Annotated in this window: 12 protein-coding genes; 4 read left to right on the top strand and 8 right to left on the bottom strand. The window is 75.2% G+C overall.

Features of this window, described 5'->3' with window-relative positions:
- Positions 1–90 precede the first annotated feature (90 nt).
- The 4 genes from ACIBBA_RS22730 to ACIBBA_RS22745 form a co-directional block, all read right to left on the bottom strand.
- A complete protein-coding gene (locus tag ACIBBA_RS22730; protein WP_396699969.1) occupies positions 91–963 on the bottom strand; it encodes a sugar phosphate nucleotidyltransferase in 873 nt (290 codons plus the stop codon).
- A gap of 1 nt (position 964) precedes the next feature.
- On the bottom strand, positions 965–1,507 hold the full coding sequence (locus ACIBBA_RS22735) for an NUDIX domain-containing protein (protein WP_357050022.1): 543 nt from the start codon (positions 1,505–1,507) through the stop codon (positions 965–967).
- A gap of 52 nt (positions 1,508–1,559) precedes the next feature.
- A complete protein-coding gene (locus ACIBBA_RS22740) occupies positions 1,560–3,350 on the bottom strand; it encodes a RelA/SpoT family protein (RefSeq protein ID WP_350872942.1) in 1,791 nt (596 codons plus the stop codon).
- 129 nt (positions 3,351–3,479) lie between these two features.
- Positions 3,480–5,237: a DEDD exonuclease domain-containing protein gene (locus tag ACIBBA_RS22745; protein WP_396699970.1), complete on the bottom strand. Its 1,758-nt coding sequence runs from the start codon at positions 5,235–5,237 to the stop codon at positions 3,480–3,482.
- Positions 5,238–5,364: 127 nt separating this feature from the next.
- Between ACIBBA_RS22745 and ACIBBA_RS22750 the strand changes: the two genes are divergently transcribed.
- The 4 genes from ACIBBA_RS22750 (at position 5,365) to ACIBBA_RS22765 (ending at position 9,785) form a co-directional block, all read left to right on the top strand.
- A complete protein-coding gene (locus tag ACIBBA_RS22750; protein WP_396699971.1) occupies positions 5,365–6,861 on the top strand; it encodes an NYN domain-containing protein in 1,497 nt (498 codons plus the stop codon).
- Between the two features lie 152 nt (positions 6,862–7,013).
- Entirely contained in the window at positions 7,014–7,232 is a 219-nt protein-coding gene (locus ACIBBA_RS22755; RefSeq protein WP_350872279.1) for a hypothetical protein, read from the top strand.
- Positions 7,233–7,404: 172 nt separating this feature from the next.
- A complete protein-coding gene (locus ACIBBA_RS22760) occupies positions 7,405–8,664 on the top strand; it encodes a M48 family metallopeptidase (protein ID WP_396699972.1) in 1,260 nt (419 codons plus the stop codon).
- Entirely contained in the window at positions 8,661–9,785 is a 1,125-nt protein-coding gene (locus ACIBBA_RS22765) for a glycosyltransferase family 4 protein (RefSeq protein WP_396699973.1), read from the top strand. The genes ACIBBA_RS22760 and ACIBBA_RS22765 overlap by 4 nt, the downstream gene beginning before the upstream one ends.
- Positions 9,786–9,800: 15 nt before the next feature.
- Here the strand turns inward: ACIBBA_RS22765 and ACIBBA_RS22770 are convergent, their stop codons facing one another.
- The 4 genes from ACIBBA_RS22770 to ACIBBA_RS22785 form a co-directional block, all read right to left on the bottom strand.
- Positions 9,801–10,472: a lysophospholipid acyltransferase family protein gene (locus ACIBBA_RS22770; RefSeq protein WP_396699974.1), complete on the bottom strand. Its 672-nt coding sequence runs from the start codon at positions 10,470–10,472 to the stop codon at positions 9,801–9,803.
- 20 nt (positions 10,473–10,492) lie between these two features.
- The gene (locus ACIBBA_RS22775; RefSeq protein WP_396699975.1) at positions 10,493–11,071 is read right to left on the bottom strand and encodes a TetR/AcrR family transcriptional regulator; all 579 of its coding nucleotides are present in this window, start codon (positions 11,069–11,071) and stop codon (positions 10,493–10,495) included.
- 33 nt (positions 11,072–11,104) lie between these two features.
- The gene (locus ACIBBA_RS22780; protein WP_396700021.1) at positions 11,105–12,775 is read right to left on the bottom strand and encodes a putative bifunctional diguanylate cyclase/phosphodiesterase; all 1,671 of its coding nucleotides are present in this window, start codon (positions 12,773–12,775) and stop codon (positions 11,105–11,107) included.
- An 88-nt stretch (positions 12,776–12,863) separates the two neighbouring features.
- The gene (locus ACIBBA_RS22785) at positions 12,864–13,673 is read right to left on the bottom strand and encodes an SAM-dependent methyltransferase (RefSeq protein ID WP_396699976.1); all 810 of its coding nucleotides are present in this window, start codon (positions 13,671–13,673) and stop codon (positions 12,864–12,866) included.
- Between the last annotated feature and the right edge of the window lie 23 nt (positions 13,674–13,696).

Raw genomic sequence — 13,696 nt, forward strand, 5'->3', positions numbered from 1 at the left:
GTCGCTCATGCCGGCACTCCGCTACGCTCCGTGCCGTCATGAGGCACCAGCGCGCAGCGTCAATGATTCGCTCGCTGACGCTCGCTCATCCTAGATCCTCCCCGGTGCCCGGGCGGCCGGCACGGTGAGGTCGTCGCCGGCCCGGATCACCTCGTGCAGCCGCTCGTCGGCGCGGACCGTCGCGCCGGGCCAGAGCACGCACCGGTCGACATCGCCGCGCACGGTGGCGCCCGCCCCCACCACCGACCCCCGGCACCGGCCGGTGACCGTCGCGCTCGGGTCGACCAGGCCCTCGTCGCCGGCCGCGTGCAGGTTCGCGGCCAGGTAGTCGGCCGGTGTGCCGGTGTCGTAGAACGTGCCCCGGTAAGGCACCACGCTCAGCGCGCCCGCCGCCTCGGCGGGCCGCCAGACGGTGTGCACCAGATCGCCGAACCCCGCCGGCAGGTCCCGGACCAGCGGCCAGGGCAGCAGCGAGAACCCGGTGAAGGTGTGCCCGTCGAAGGTGCCGGGCGCCCTCGGGTCGGCGGCCGGCTGGCCCAGCAGGCGTACCTCCCGGCCGTCCCAGTCGGCGAGCAGCGCGGCGATGTCCGCGCCGGGCGTGGCGGCCGGGTCGGCCAGGTAGGCGTCCGCGTTGCCGACCAGCACCGGCCGGCCGGCGATCCAGTCCCGCAGGTGCGCCACCCCACCGGCGGTGCCGAGCGGGTCGCCCGGCTCGACCGACAGATGTGCCCGGTCCCCGACGTGCTCGACCACCTGCCCGGCTAGGTAGCAGGCGTTCACCGCGACCCGCCGCGGCCCGGTCAGCCCGAGCCCGGCCAGCCGGACCAGCGCCCGGTCGAGCAGCGGCACGTTGCCGACCGGGCAGAGCGCCTTGGGCAGCCGTTCGGTCAGCGGCCGGAGCCGGGTGCCCTCACCGGCGGCGAGCACCACGGCACAGACGTCGCCCGCGCCGGCCGGGAGCACGTCACTGCTCCGCGTCGGGCACCGGCGGCGGGAACTGCCCGACCAGCGGGCCGATTCCGTAGTACGCGAGCAGCCGCGCCGTCGGCCAGCTGAGCCGGGGCAGGTCGTCCAGCGGATGCCAGGCGGCCTCGAAGACCTCCGCGCCGTCGACCGTCAGCTCGGTGCTCGACGCCGGCACCTCGGCGGTGAAGACCACGTCCACCCACCCCTTGGCGTGCACCACGGCGTTCGGCACGGCGGGGGTCAGCCGGGCGGGGGAGAGCCGGATGCCGGACTCCTCGTGCAGCTCGCGAGCCGCGCCGACCACCGGCGCCTCGCCGCGTTGCAGCAGCCCGGCGGGGAGCGTCCAACTGTGCCCGGGTGGCTGGCGGAGCAGCAGCAACCGGCCCGCCCCCTCGGCCTCGGCGTCGCGGACCAGGGTCACCGCGCCGACGATGTACTTCGGCACGGCGAGCCGGACCAGACGGCGGCGCACCGGCAGCGGCAGCCGGTAGAAGAGCTGGTATGCGACGGCTCGTCCGGTGGCGCGCGAGCGGGGGATCATGACTCCAGGCTAGTGGTCGCGAGCGCCGCTCGTGCCCGGCGGGGGCCGGCGGTCACTGCCGGTGATCTACGAGGTCGATCAGCTGCCGGACCACCGCGTCCGGTTCGATCACCCGGTCGAAGACCGCGACCAGCAGGGTCTCCAGGTCGGGGTAGCCCAACTCCTCGGCGAGCCGCAGCAGCGGCAGATCGCTGGCCAGCCCGCGGTTGTGCTGACGCAGGGTGAGCCCGATGGTGGCCCGGCCGAGGCGCACCTTGTCGCTGATCGTGATGCCCGGCTCGGTGTGCTCGGCGAACCAGCGGTTGATCTGCATCTGCGCGTGCGGCGACTTCACGAAGCCGAGCCACTCCTTGCGCGGGCCGCGCGGCGCCGCCTCGGCCTCGAAGCCGTTGTCGGCGTCGTTCTCGGTGAAGATCTCCACCACGTCGCCCTCCTCCAGTTCGGAGGAGAGCGGCGCCAGCCGGCCGTTGATCCGAGCGGCGAGGCAGTGGTCGCCCCGTTCGGTGCCCAGCTCGTAGGCCAGGTCGACCGGGGTGGCGCCGGCCGGCAGCACGACCTGCCTGCCGTCGGCGAACACCTGGATCTGCGCCTCGGCCAGGTCGCAGCGCAGCGACTCGAGGAACTGGGCCGGGTCGGCCGCGTCCTGCTCCCAGTCGAGCACGCGGTGCAGCCAGGAGAGCTGCTCGCCGCTGGTGGCCGCGCCGCCCCCGGGGCGGGGGAAGCGGTATTCGGCGGCGATGCCGTACTCGGCCGAGCGGTGCATCTCCTCGGTGCGGATCAGCACCTCGACCGTGCGGTCCTTCGGGCCCAGCACGCTGGTGTGCAGCGACCGGTAGAGGTTGTTCTTCGGCGAGGCGATGTAGTCCTTGAACCGGCCGGGCACCGGGCGCCAGGTGCCGTGGATCGCGCCGAGCGCGGCGTAACAGTCGGTGGCCGGCCCGTCCACCACCACCGCGATGCGCGGCAGGTCGTAGGGGGCGCTGTGGCCGCCGCCCACGGTGTCCTTCCAGATCGAGTAGAGGTGCCGGGGACGCGGGCTCACCTCGGCGTCGACCCGGCTGCGGCGCAGCGCCACCTTCGCCTTCGCGACCACGTCTTCGAGGTAGGCGTCCCAGCCGGGCCGGTCGTGCACGTGCCGGGCGAGCCGGGCGTGCTCCTCGGGCTCCAGGTGCAGCAGCACCACGTCGTCCAGCTCCCGCTTGAGCGTCTGGATGCCCAGCCGGTCGCAGAGCGGGACCAGTACCTCCTGCGTGGCCCGGGCAATGCGCTGCCGGGACGCCGCCGACCGGACGCCGAGGGTGCGCATGTTGTGCAGCCGGTCGGCCAGCTTGATGATCAGCACCCGGACGTCGCGGCCGGCCGCGACGATCATCTTGCGGATCGTCTCCGCCTCGGCCGCCTTGCCGTAGAACGCCTTGTCGAACTTGGTCACCCCGTCGACCAGGTGGGCCACCTCGCGGCCGAAGTCCTCCTGGAGGGCCTGCAGGGTGTAGCGGGTGTCCTCCACGGTGTCGTGCAGCAGCGCCGCGACCAGGGTGATGGTGTCCATCCCGAGGTTGGCGCAGATCTGCGCCACGGCGAGCGGGTGGGTGATGTAAGGCTCGCCGCTCTTGCGGAACTGGCCGCGGTGCATGTTGTCGGCGATGGTGTAGGCCCGGCGCAGCACCGCGGGGTCGGTGCCGGAGTGGATGCTCCGATGGGTGCGGACCAGGTGGTTGACCGGGTCGCTGTCGGCGGTCGGCCAGGTGAGCAGTGACCGTAGCCGGCGGGTCAGGGGCAGCTCGCCCGGCTGGGTCGGAAGGGCGCCCCCCAGGGCGGCGCCGTGTCCGGCGTCGACGTCCACGAGGGACACCTCCTCACCCCGGCCCCGCGGCTGCCAAAACCCGGCAACCGGGAGCAGGCCCACGAAACGGGCAGGACTGCACTTCTCTAACAGCCTAAAGGAGTCGACGTAGTCCGATCGGTCACTTGGTCATGAGCGTTCGGTCGAGAGTTGGTGGGACGCGGCGGCCTCGGCCTTGGCCAGCAGGTCGCGGAACCGGGCCGCGCCACGGACCGGGGATGACCATCCGGAGGACATCTCGACCAGCCGGGTCTCCGGTCGCTCCAACCAGGACAGGATCCGTTCGGACTCCTCGGCGGTGGCCCGGGGGACCGGGCCGTGCCCGGCCGGGACCGTCTCGGCGGTGGCCCGGATGGCGGCCAGCGTCGGTCGTGGATGAACGCCGGCCGGGGACACCCCGGCGCCGGCCAGCCGGCCGTGCCGGACCAGCGCCAGCTCCCAGCCGCCGCCCGCCGCCGGCCGCGCCGCGGCCAGCTCGGCGATCCCGGTCAGGGCGGCGAGTCGCTGCATCCGTACCGCGGCCCGCAGCACCGCGACCAGCCGGGCGCGGACCACCGCGGCCTCCTCGTAGCGCTGGTCGTGGGCGAGCACCTCGATCCGGGCCAGCAGCGCGTCCACCACCACCTGTGGGTCGTCGGCGGTCGCGGTGCGGAACGGCGCCGCGGCGCGGTGGTCGTACTCCTCGGGGGTGATCTGATGCTCGCAGGGCGCCGGGCAGCGACCCAGCTCGGCCAGCGCGCAGGCCGGCGTGACGGTACGCAGGGAGAGCCGGTGGGTGCACTGACGCAGCGGCACCGCGTCGTGGAAGCCCGCCGCGGCCAGCTCGGCGGAGCGCCGGGAGGTGAACGGCCCGAGGTAGGCCTGGTCGGCGGGGGAGATGTCGCGGACCACCGACAGCCGGGGGTAGTGCTCGTCGGTGAGCTTGAGCCAGACCATCCGCTCGGGATATTTCGACCGGCGGTTGTAGGGCGGCGCGTGCGCGGCGATCAGCCGCAGCTCGCGGACCTCGGCCTCCAGCGAGTGCGCGCACTCCACCGCCTCGACCCGCTCGGCGGCGGCGAGCATCTCGGAGATCCGGGCGCGCTTCTCGGCGGCGGTGAAGTAGCTGCCCACCCGGGTGGCGATGTCACCGGAGGTGCCGACGTAGAGCGGCCGGTCGTCGGCGGCCCGGAAGATGTAGACCCCGGGCGCCTTCGGCAGCCCCTCGGCCAGGTGCCGCTTGCGGCGCTGGGTGGGGGTGACCGCCCGGGCGAACTCGATGGCGTCGCCGATGGTGTCGACCCGGTGCCCGCCGAGGCGCGCGATCAGGCCGTGCAGCACGTCGACGGTGGCCTTGGCGTCGTCGAGCGCGCGGTGAGTCGGCTGGGTGGCGGTGCGGAAGTAGGCGGCCAGGGTGCCCAGCTTGCGGTTGGGCACCTCGTCGCGGGTGAGCACCCGGCGGGCCAGCGCGGCGGTGTCGAGCACCCGGGGGTTGGGCCAGCGGTAGCCGTGCCGGGCGCAGGCCGCCTTGAGGAACCCGACGTCGTAGGGCGCGTTGTGGGCCACCAGCACGGCGTCGGCGATGAACTCCAGGAAGCTCGGCAGCACCTGCTCGATCGGCGGCGCCGGCACCAGCATGGCCTGGGTGATGCCGGTCAGCACGGTGATGAACGGCGGAATCGGCTCGCCCGGGTTGACCAGGGTGGCGAGCACGCCCAACTGCTCGCCGCCACGCACCTTGACCGCGCCGATCTCGGTGATCCCGCCGCCGTCCGGGGCGCCCCCGGTGGTCTCCAGGTCGACCACCACGAAGGTGGTCGCGTAGAGCGGCAGGGCCGGGTCGATCCCACCCCCCGCGGTGGGGTCGAGACCGGCCAGCGCCTGCTGGACGTACTCCGCCTGTGCCATCCGCGGCACGCTAGCGTCCCGGTCCGACACTCCCGTCCCAGCTGCCCCACCATTCACCACGCGGGTAGGATGAGAGATCGGCTCACTCACCAGGCGGTGGGCCCGGTCGCGGTGGGAGACTTGCCACATGCCCCTCACCGAGCCTTACGACGACCACCTCCAGCCGGAGGAGCAGGTCGCCGCCGGGGGCAACGCCGCTGATCTCGACGGGGCCGCCCCGACGCCCGGCGACCTGGACCCGGCCCCTGAGCGCGACCCGGACGACGCCGAACCGGGCGCGGGCGCCGCCGATCCGGGCCCGGAGGGCGCCGCGCCCGAGCCGGAGCCGATCCTCCCCGAGCCGGTACGCCAGCGGATCGTGACGCTCACCGCCGCGGTGCTGCCCGGGCTCCCGCTCGACGAGGTGCCGGTGCCGCTGCGCCGGGTGGCCAAGTTCGCCCCCAACCGGCGGGCCCGCCTCGGCGCGCCGGCGATCGCCGCCCAGCTCACCGCCGACCCGCTCTTCCGGCAACGGGTCACCGCCCGGGTGCTCGCCGACGCCGGTGACCTCGGCGCGGCCGTGGTCGACGGCACCGCTCCGGCCGCCGCCGACCCGGTCGAGGTGGCCGCGCTGGCCTACCTGGCCCGGCCGAGGGGCTGGCGCGAGCTGATCGAGGCGAGCGGCGCCGCGGTCCGGGCCGGGGTCGACAGCGCGGTGGTCGCCGAGTTGGTGCGCGAGGCCGAGCAGCGGGCCACCCGGGCCGAGCACGACCGGGCGGTGGCCCGGGTCGAGGCCGAGAAGCTCCGCGACGAGCTGGCCCGGGTCCGCGAGGAGATCGGCCAGCTGCGCGAGGAGTCCCGACAGCTGGCCCGTTCGCTGCGGGAGACCCAGGCCCGGGAGCGCCGGGCCAACGAGCTGCTCGCCACCGAGCGAGGTCGGGCGGCCCGGGCGACCGCCGACGTCGACGCCGAGCTGCGCCGGGCCCGGGCCCGACTGGCCGAGGCGGAGGCCGCCGCCGGGGTGGCCCGGGCCAGCGCGAAGGAGGCGCGCTCGGTCGACGACGCCCGGCTCTGGCTGCTGCTGGAGACCATCGGTCAGGCCGCCGTCGGGTTGCGCCGGGAACTCGCCCTGGACCCGGTCGACAAGCTGCCGGCCGACTTCGTGGCCGACGCGTTCGCCGACCAGTCCGCCGCCACCGGTGCGGGCGCCGCCGCCCGGGCCCGGGACACCGACGACCCGGCCCGGCTGGACCAGTTGCTCGCGCTGCCCCGGGCGCACCTGGTGGTGGACGGCTACAACGTCACCAAGCGCGGCTTCGGCGAGATGTCCCTGGAACAGCAGCGCAAGCGCCTGATCACCGGCCTGGGCGGGATCGCCGCGCAGACCGGCGACGAGGTCACCGTGGTCTTCGACGGCGCCGACCGGATGCACGGGCTGCCACCCGCGCCGCGCGGCGTGCGGGTGCTCTTCTCCCGCAAGGGGGAGACCGCCGACGAGCTGATCCGTCGCCTGGTCCGTGCCGAGCCGTCGGGCCGGCCGGTGGTGGTGGTCTCCTCCGACCGCGAGGTCGCCGACGGGGTACGCCGGCACGGCGCGTACCCGCTCGGCGCCGACTCGCTGCTGCGCCGGCTGGCCCGCTCCTGACGGAGACCGGCGGGTGGCTTGATCGGGTTCGGTGCGGCTGCACACCGGTTGTCCGATTCTGTCGTACCCCCCGACTACGGTCGATGTGACCGACGGTGGTCGGGCGACGACGAGTTCGCCGCGCCGGCCGCCGCAGCCCGTCAGGAGGCTTCATGCTCATCGACTGCGATCGGTGCGAGATCCGGGGCGCCGGCTGTTCCGGCTGCCTGGTGACCGCCCTGCTCGACGACCGGTCCCCGGCCGCCGACCTCGACGCCGCCGAGCGCCGGGCGATCGAGGTGTTCGCCCGGGCCGGGTTCGAGGTGGAGGTGCTGCCCACCCCGCGGCGCCCCGCCGCCCGGCCCCGTCCGGCCCGCCGCCGGGTGGCCTGACCCGCCGGCCTGCCGCGCCGCGGTCCGGTCTCCGCCGCGCGGCCCAGGCATCGGGCACCGCCGCTGCGCTCGGCCCGGCGGGCCATAGGATGGGCGGTCACGGCGGGAGGAGCGGCGGGATGACGCGGGTACGGCGGGGTGGGCGCGGGCGCCCGCGCGGCGGGGTGCCGGCATGACCCCGCGCGGTTGGGCGCTGCTGACCCTGGCCGGGCTGGCCGTCGCGCTGGTCGTCACCGTGGCGCTGCTGATCCCCTGGCACCGGCCACCGGCGCCCCGGGCCGACCAGCTTGCCGCGCTGCGTGACCTGCCGGCCGAGCAGGTGGCCCGCGGGCGGGAGTTCCGGGCCGCGCTGCGCCCCGGTGGCTACGCGTCGCTCGCGGTGGGCCTGCTGGTCGCCCTCGCGCTCGGGCTGACGCCGCTGGGCAGCCGGCTGATCGAGCTGGCCGGCCGGCCGTTCGGCGGGCACTGGGCCGCCCAGGCGATAGTCGGCGGGCTGGCCGTGGTGCTCGTCGCCGACCTGGTCACCCTCCCGTTCGCCGCCTGGCGGCAGTCGGTGCTCACCCGCTACGGGCTGAGCACCAACGGCTGGGCCGGCTGGCTGGTCGACCTGCTCAAGTCGTACGCGGTGAGCGCGGTGATCGGCGCGGTCGCGCTGCTCGGCTTCTACACCGTCATCCGGCTCGCGCCGCGCTGGTGGTGGGCGTTCGGCGCGGCCGGCGCCGCCGGTCTGGTGGTGCTGCTCTCGTTCGTGCTGCCGGTGCTGGTGGAGCCGGTGTTCAACCGGTTCACCCCGATGGAGCCCGGTCCGCTGCGCAGCGAGCTGACGGCGATGGCCGCCCGTGACGGCGTACCGGTACGCGACGTGCTGGTCGCCGACGCGTCCCGGCGGACCAGGGCGGTCAACGCCTACGTCTCGGGGCTCGGGCCGACCCGTCGGGTGGTGGTCTACGACACCCTGCTGCGCGAGGCGTCGCCGGCCGAGGTGACCGCCGTGGTCGCGCACGAGCTGGGGCACGCCCGGGACCGGGACGTCACGGTGGGCACCCTGACCGGCGCGCTGGGCGCCGCCGCGGCGGTGGTGGCGCTCTACCTGATCGGCTCGTGGGCCCCGCTGCTGCGGCTGGCCGGCGTCGACTCGGTCGCCCAGCCGCGCGCGTTCCCGCTGCTGGTCGCCCTGGTCACGGTGGTGGGGCTGGTCGCCTCGCCGGTGCAGGCGCTGATCTCCCGACGGGTGGAGGCGCGCGCCGACGCGCACGCGCTGGCGCTGACCGGCGATCCGGCCGCCTTCGAGTCGATGCAGGGCCGGCTGGCCTCGGTCAACCTCGCCGATCCCGACCCGCCCCGCTGGGAGTATCTCTACTCCGCCACCCACCCGTCGACGGTCGAGCGGATGGCCGCCGCCCGCGCCTACGCCAGGGAGGCCGGCAGATGAGCCGGACGCTGCTGATCACGAACGACTTCCCGCCCCGCCCCGGCGGGATCCAGTCCTTCGTGCACAACCTCGCGGTGCGCCAGCCCACCGGCTCGGTGGTGGTCTACGCGTCGAGCTGGCGGGGGGCGGCGAAGTTCGACGCCGACCAGCCGTTCGAGGTGATCCGGGAGCGCACCCGGGTGCTGCTGCCGACCCCGTTGGTGGCCCGCCGGGCCGCCCGGCTGGCCCGGGCGTACGACTGCGACACGGTGTGGTTCGGCGCGGCGGCCCCGCTCGGGTTGCTCGCCGCCGGGCTGCGCCGCCGAGCCGGCATCCGACGCGTGGTGGCGCAGACGCACGGGCACGAGGTCGGCTGGGCCGCGGTGCCCGGGGCGCGGGCCGCGCTGCGCCGCATCGGCCGTGGCGTCGACGTCACCACCTACCTCGGGGAGTACACCCGGACCCGGCTGGCCCGGGCGCTGCACGGGTTGACCGAGCTGCATCGGCTGGCACCCGGCGTCGACGTCGACACCTACCACCCGGCCGTCGACGGGGAGCCGGTGCGGACGCGGCTCGGGCTGGCCGACCGGCCGGTGGTGGTCTGCGTGTCCCGGCTGGTGCCGCGCAAGGGCCAGGACATGCTGATCCGGGCGATGCCGGAGATCCGCCGCCGGGTGCCCGACGCCGCGCTGCTGGTGGTCGGCGGCGGGCCCTACCGGACCGCGCTGGAGAAGCTGGCCCGGCAGACCGGGGTGGAGCGCGACGTGGTCTTCACCGGGTCGGTGCCGGCGGCCGAGCTGCCGGCGCACTACGCGGCCGGCGACGTCTACGCGATGCCGTGCCGCACCCGCAACCGCGGCCTGGACGTGGAGGGGCTCGGCATCGTCTACCTGGAGGCGTCCGCCACCGGCCTGCCGGTGGTGGCCGGCGACTCCGGCGGCGCCCCGGACGCGGTCCGCGAGGGGGAGACCGGCTACGTGGTACGCGGCCGCGACGTAGCCCAGCTCGCCGACCGGGTCTCCCGGCTGCTCGCCGACCGGGACCTGGCCCGCCAGCTCGGCGCGGCCGGCCGGGCCTGGGTGGAGCGGGAGTGGCGCTGGGAGGCCCAGGCACAGCGGATGGCGGCCCTGCTCGCCGGCTGACCGGCGGGGGCGGGCTCAGGCGGCGAGGGTCTCCCGCCGCGGGGCGTAGCGCGGGACGTACTCCTGGCCGGTCAGGTGTTGGATCGCCGCCATCACCTCGTCGGTGAGCGCGCGGACGTCGCGCGGCCCGTGGATGCGCCCGGCGACCGGGATCGGTGGTCCGAACCGCAGCGTCACCGGATGCCGGCGGGGCAGCCGCGCGTCGATGGGCAGCACCTGCGCGGTGCCGAGCACGCCGACCGGGATGATCGGCACCTCGGCGTCCCGGGCCAGCCGCACCACCCCGGTACGGCCCCGGTGCAGCCGCCCGTCGGGCGAGCGGGTGCCCTCCGGATAGACCGCGACCAGGCCGCCGGCGCGCAGCACCGGGATCGCGGCGTCGAACGCGGCGAGGACCGCCCGGCCGCCGGCGCGCTCGACCCGGATGGCGCCCATGCCGCTGACGATCCGCCGGCTGAGCCAGCCGCGCGGGCCCCGGCCGGAGAAGTACTCCGACTTGGCCCAGAAGGCGACGTGCCGGGGTGTGACGGTGGCCAGGAAGAGCTCGTCGGCGACCGAGAGGTGGTTGCCGGCGAGGATCGCGCCGCCGTGCCGGGGCAGGTGCGCCAGCCCTTCGACGCGAGGGCGCCAGCCGAGCCGCAGGGCGCCGCCCACGGTCAGTTTGCCGAGGTCGTAGAGCAGGGGCACGTCTTCTCCTCAGTGGTGCGTCAGGCGGGGCCGAGGTGCGCGTCCAGCGCCGCGCGTAGCAGCGCCTCGTCGTCGGTGGCGTCGGTCGCCAGTTGGAGGCTGCCCCAGGCCCAGAGCTGTGCGATGCCGTGCAGGTTGGCCCAGAGCGCGCCGGCGAGGACCGGGGCGGCCGCGTCGGTCGGCCGGCGTGCCTGCGCGACCAGGTCGACCAGCAGGGTGAAGAGCGGCAGGCTGGTGTCGCGGAGCCCGAGCCGGCCGCTGTTCAGCAGGTCGTGCCGGAACATCAACTCGAACATGCCGCGGTGCGCGGCGGCGTAGTCGAGGTAGCCGCGGGCGAGGGCAGCGAGGCGGTCGCGCGGAGCGGGGCCGGCGTCGCGCACCGTGGTGGTGACCCGGGCGGCGAGGTCGGCGTAGCCTTCCCGCGCGATCGCCGAGAGCAGGTCGAGGTGGGTGGGAAAGTACCGGCGGGGTGCGCCGTGGGACACGCCGGCGCGGCGGGCGATCTCGCGCAGGGACACCGCCGACAGGCCCTCGTGCAGCACCAGGTCCACGCCGGCGGCGACCAGCCGGGACCGGACGCTCGCCTCCTGCTCGCTCATAGACAGTGTCTACCAGCGAGGCGTAGACGTTGTCTACCCGGCGATGCGCTCCAGGATGCGCTCGGCGGGGGCGGGACGGCCGAAGTGCCAGCCCTGGCCGGCGTCGCAACCGATCGCGCGCAACCGCTCGGCCTGCCCGACGGTCTCCACCCCCTCGGCGGTCACCGTGAGGTCCAGCGCGTGCGCGAGCGACACTAGCGAGGCGAGGATCCGCTCGTTGGTGCGGTTCGCCGGCTCCACCGCCGGCACGCGCAGCCCGGCCACGAACTCGCCGGCCACCTTCAGCTCCGTCACCGGCAGGTCCCGCAGGTACGCCAGGTTGCTGTAGCCGGTGCCGAAGTCGTCGATGGCGATCCGTACGCCCAGGTCGGCGAGGACCCGCAGGGCGCGCACCGGCTCCCCGGTGGTGCTCATCATGGTGCTCTCGGTGATCTCCAGCTGGAGCCGTTCGGGCGGCAGCCCGGTGCGCTGCAACAACCCGCGCACCTCCTGCACCAGGCCGGGCCGGTGCACCTGCCGCACCGCCAGGTTGACGCTGACGAACGGCGCCAGCCCGCCCCGCGCCGACCAGCGCTCCGCTTCCCGACAGGCCTCGGCCAGCACCCACGCGCCGAGCGGGACGATCAGCCCGGTCTCCTCGGCCAGCCCGATGAAGCTGTCCGGGTGCAGCACCCCCAGCTCCGGGTGACGCCACCGGACCAGCGCCTCCACGCCCAGCAGGGTGCCGTCGCGCAGCGAGGTCAGCGGCTGGTAGTCCAGGTAGAACTCGCCCCGCTCCAGCGCCGCCGGGATGGCCGCGGAGAGCGCGTAGCGGGCCAGCTCGCGCCGGTTTCGGTCGGCGTCGTAGACCGCCCAGCGGGCCCCGCCGGCGGCCTTCGCCCAGTGCAGCGTGCTGTCGGCGGCCCGCATCAGGTCGCCGGGGGTGCTGCCGGCGATCTGCCGCTCCACGATGCCGATGCTCGCCGTCACGCTCAGCTCGTGGCCGTCCACGACGGCCGGCTCGCAGACCGCGGCCAGCGCGGCTTCGGCCACCGCGACCACGTCGTCGGTGCCGCCCGTGCGCTCCACCAGGACGACGAACTCGTCACCGCCGAGCCGGGCGACCAGATGCCCGTCCAGGGCCCGGCGGAGCCGTTCGGCGACCCTGGTGAGCAGCCGGTCGCCGATGTGGTGCCCGAGCGAGTCGTTGACCACCTTGAACCGGTCCAGGTCCAGGAAGCAGAGCCCGATCCGCTCCGCGCCCCGGCCGGGCTCGTTCAGCGCGGCGGTCAACCGCTCGGTAAACAGGGTGCGGTTGGGCAGGTCGGTGAGCGGATCATGGGTGGCCTGGTGGCGGAAGCGCGCCTCGCTGGCCCGCAGCGCCCGCTCCGCCTGGGTGCGGGCCATCATCACGGCCCGGCGGATCGACTCCTGCTCGTCCAGGGTCCGGTCGCGCAGAGCCCGGGCGTAGCCGGTGGCCACCGCGGCGAGCAGCCGGGCCATCCGGTCCTCCACGTCGTCGGCGACCAGGCCCAGGTCGCGGACCAGCCGGAGCTGGACCACCTCGACCGTACGGCCCAGCCCCTCGGCCGAGGCGATGTGGTTGGCGACCAGCTCGGCGCCGACCCGGTAGCCGGGGCGCAGGTCGAACGGCTCGGTCAGCAGCGCGCCGGCCAACTGCTCGGTGAGCCGTTGCAGCAACGCCTCCAGCTGATCCTGGGTCATCGGCAGGAAGCTGGTGCCGGTGACCGCCTTGGCCCACGCCCGGGCGAACGTCCCGGGCCGGGACGCCGCCCTCGTCGCCGCCGGCGAATCAGCCACCGAGTCGCCCGACCCCGCCCATGAAGACCGCCCGCTCGGCGTCCTCCGCGCTGTCCGGCGACTCCGGGCGCCACTCGGGAACCCAGACGACACCCGGCTCGATCAGCTCGAAGCCGTCGAAGAGCGCGGTCAGCTCGGCCCGGCTGCGTACCCAGAGCGGGTTGTCGGTGCGCCGGTAGACCCGCTCCGCCTCGGCCCGCTCGTCCTCGCTGCGCCCGTCGTCGCTGGCCTGCGAGAGCACCAGGTGGCTGCCGGGCGCCAGCGCCTCGCGCAGGGTGGCCAGGATCTCGGCCGGCCGGTCGTCGTCGGCGACGAAGTGCAGCACCGCGACGACCATCACGGCGACCGGCTGGTCGAAGTCGATCAGCCGGCGGACCTCGGGGTGGGCCAGGATCTGCCGCGGGTTGCGCAGATCCTCCTGCACCACGGTGGCCTGCTCGTTGCCGTCGAGGATCTCCCGGCTGTGCGCCACCGCGACCGGGTCGACGTCCACATAGACCACCCGGGACTCCGGGGCGTTGCGCTGGGCGATCTCGTGCACGTTGCCGACCGTCGGGATGCCCGAGCCGATGTCGAGGAACTGCCGGACCCCGGCGTCGGTGAGGTACTGCACCGCCCGGCGCAGGAACGCCCGGTTGGCCTGGGCCATCAGCGGCGCCTCGGGCACCGCGGCCACCATCGCCTGCGCGGCGGCCCGGTCGGCGGCGAAGTTGTGCGAGCCGCCGAGGTAGTAGTCGTACATGCGGGCCACGCTCGGGCGTTCGATGTCGATGCTCTCGGGTGCCCAGTTCGGCCGCTGCATGCCTCACCCCTCGTGTCGACGGC

It is taken from the genome of Micromonospora sp. NPDC051006 (assembly GCF_044456245.1).
Lineage (GTDB): Bacteria > Actinomycetota > Actinomycetes > Mycobacteriales > Micromonosporaceae > Micromonospora.

Excerpts from the sequence above, each read along its gene's own strand:
- ACIBBA_RS22735 (WP_357050022.1), bottom strand. The coding sequence starts at position 1,507 with ATGATCCCCCGCTCGCGCGCCACCGGACGAGCCGTCGCATACCAGCTC.
- ACIBBA_RS22745 (WP_396699970.1), bottom strand. The coding sequence starts at position 5,237 with ATGGCACAGGCGGAGTACGTCCAGCAGGCGCTGGCCGGTCTCGACCCC.
- ACIBBA_RS22750 (WP_396699971.1), top strand. The coding sequence starts at position 5,365 with ATGCCCCTCACCGAGCCTTACGACGACCACCTCCAGCCGGAGGAGCAG.
- ACIBBA_RS22755 (WP_350872279.1), top strand. The coding sequence starts at position 7,014 with ATGCTCATCGACTGCGATCGGTGCGAGATCCGGGGCGCCGGCTGTTCC.
- ACIBBA_RS22760 (WP_396699972.1), top strand. The coding sequence starts at position 7,405 with ATGACCCCGCGCGGTTGGGCGCTGCTGACCCTGGCCGGGCTGGCCGTC.
- ACIBBA_RS22765 (WP_396699973.1), top strand. The coding sequence starts at position 8,661 with ATGAGCCGGACGCTGCTGATCACGAACGACTTCCCGCCCCGCCCCGGC.
- ACIBBA_RS22775 (WP_396699975.1), bottom strand. The coding sequence starts at position 11,071 with ATGAGCGAGCAGGAGGCGAGCGTCCGGTCCCGGCTGGTCGCCGCCGGC.
- ACIBBA_RS22780 (WP_396700021.1), bottom strand. The coding sequence starts at position 12,775 with ATGACCCAGGATCAGCTGGAGGCGTTGCTGCAACGGCTCACCGAGCAG.
- ACIBBA_RS22785 (WP_396699976.1), bottom strand. The coding sequence starts at position 13,673 with ATGCAGCGGCCGAACTGGGCACCCGAGAGCATCGACATCGAACGCCCG.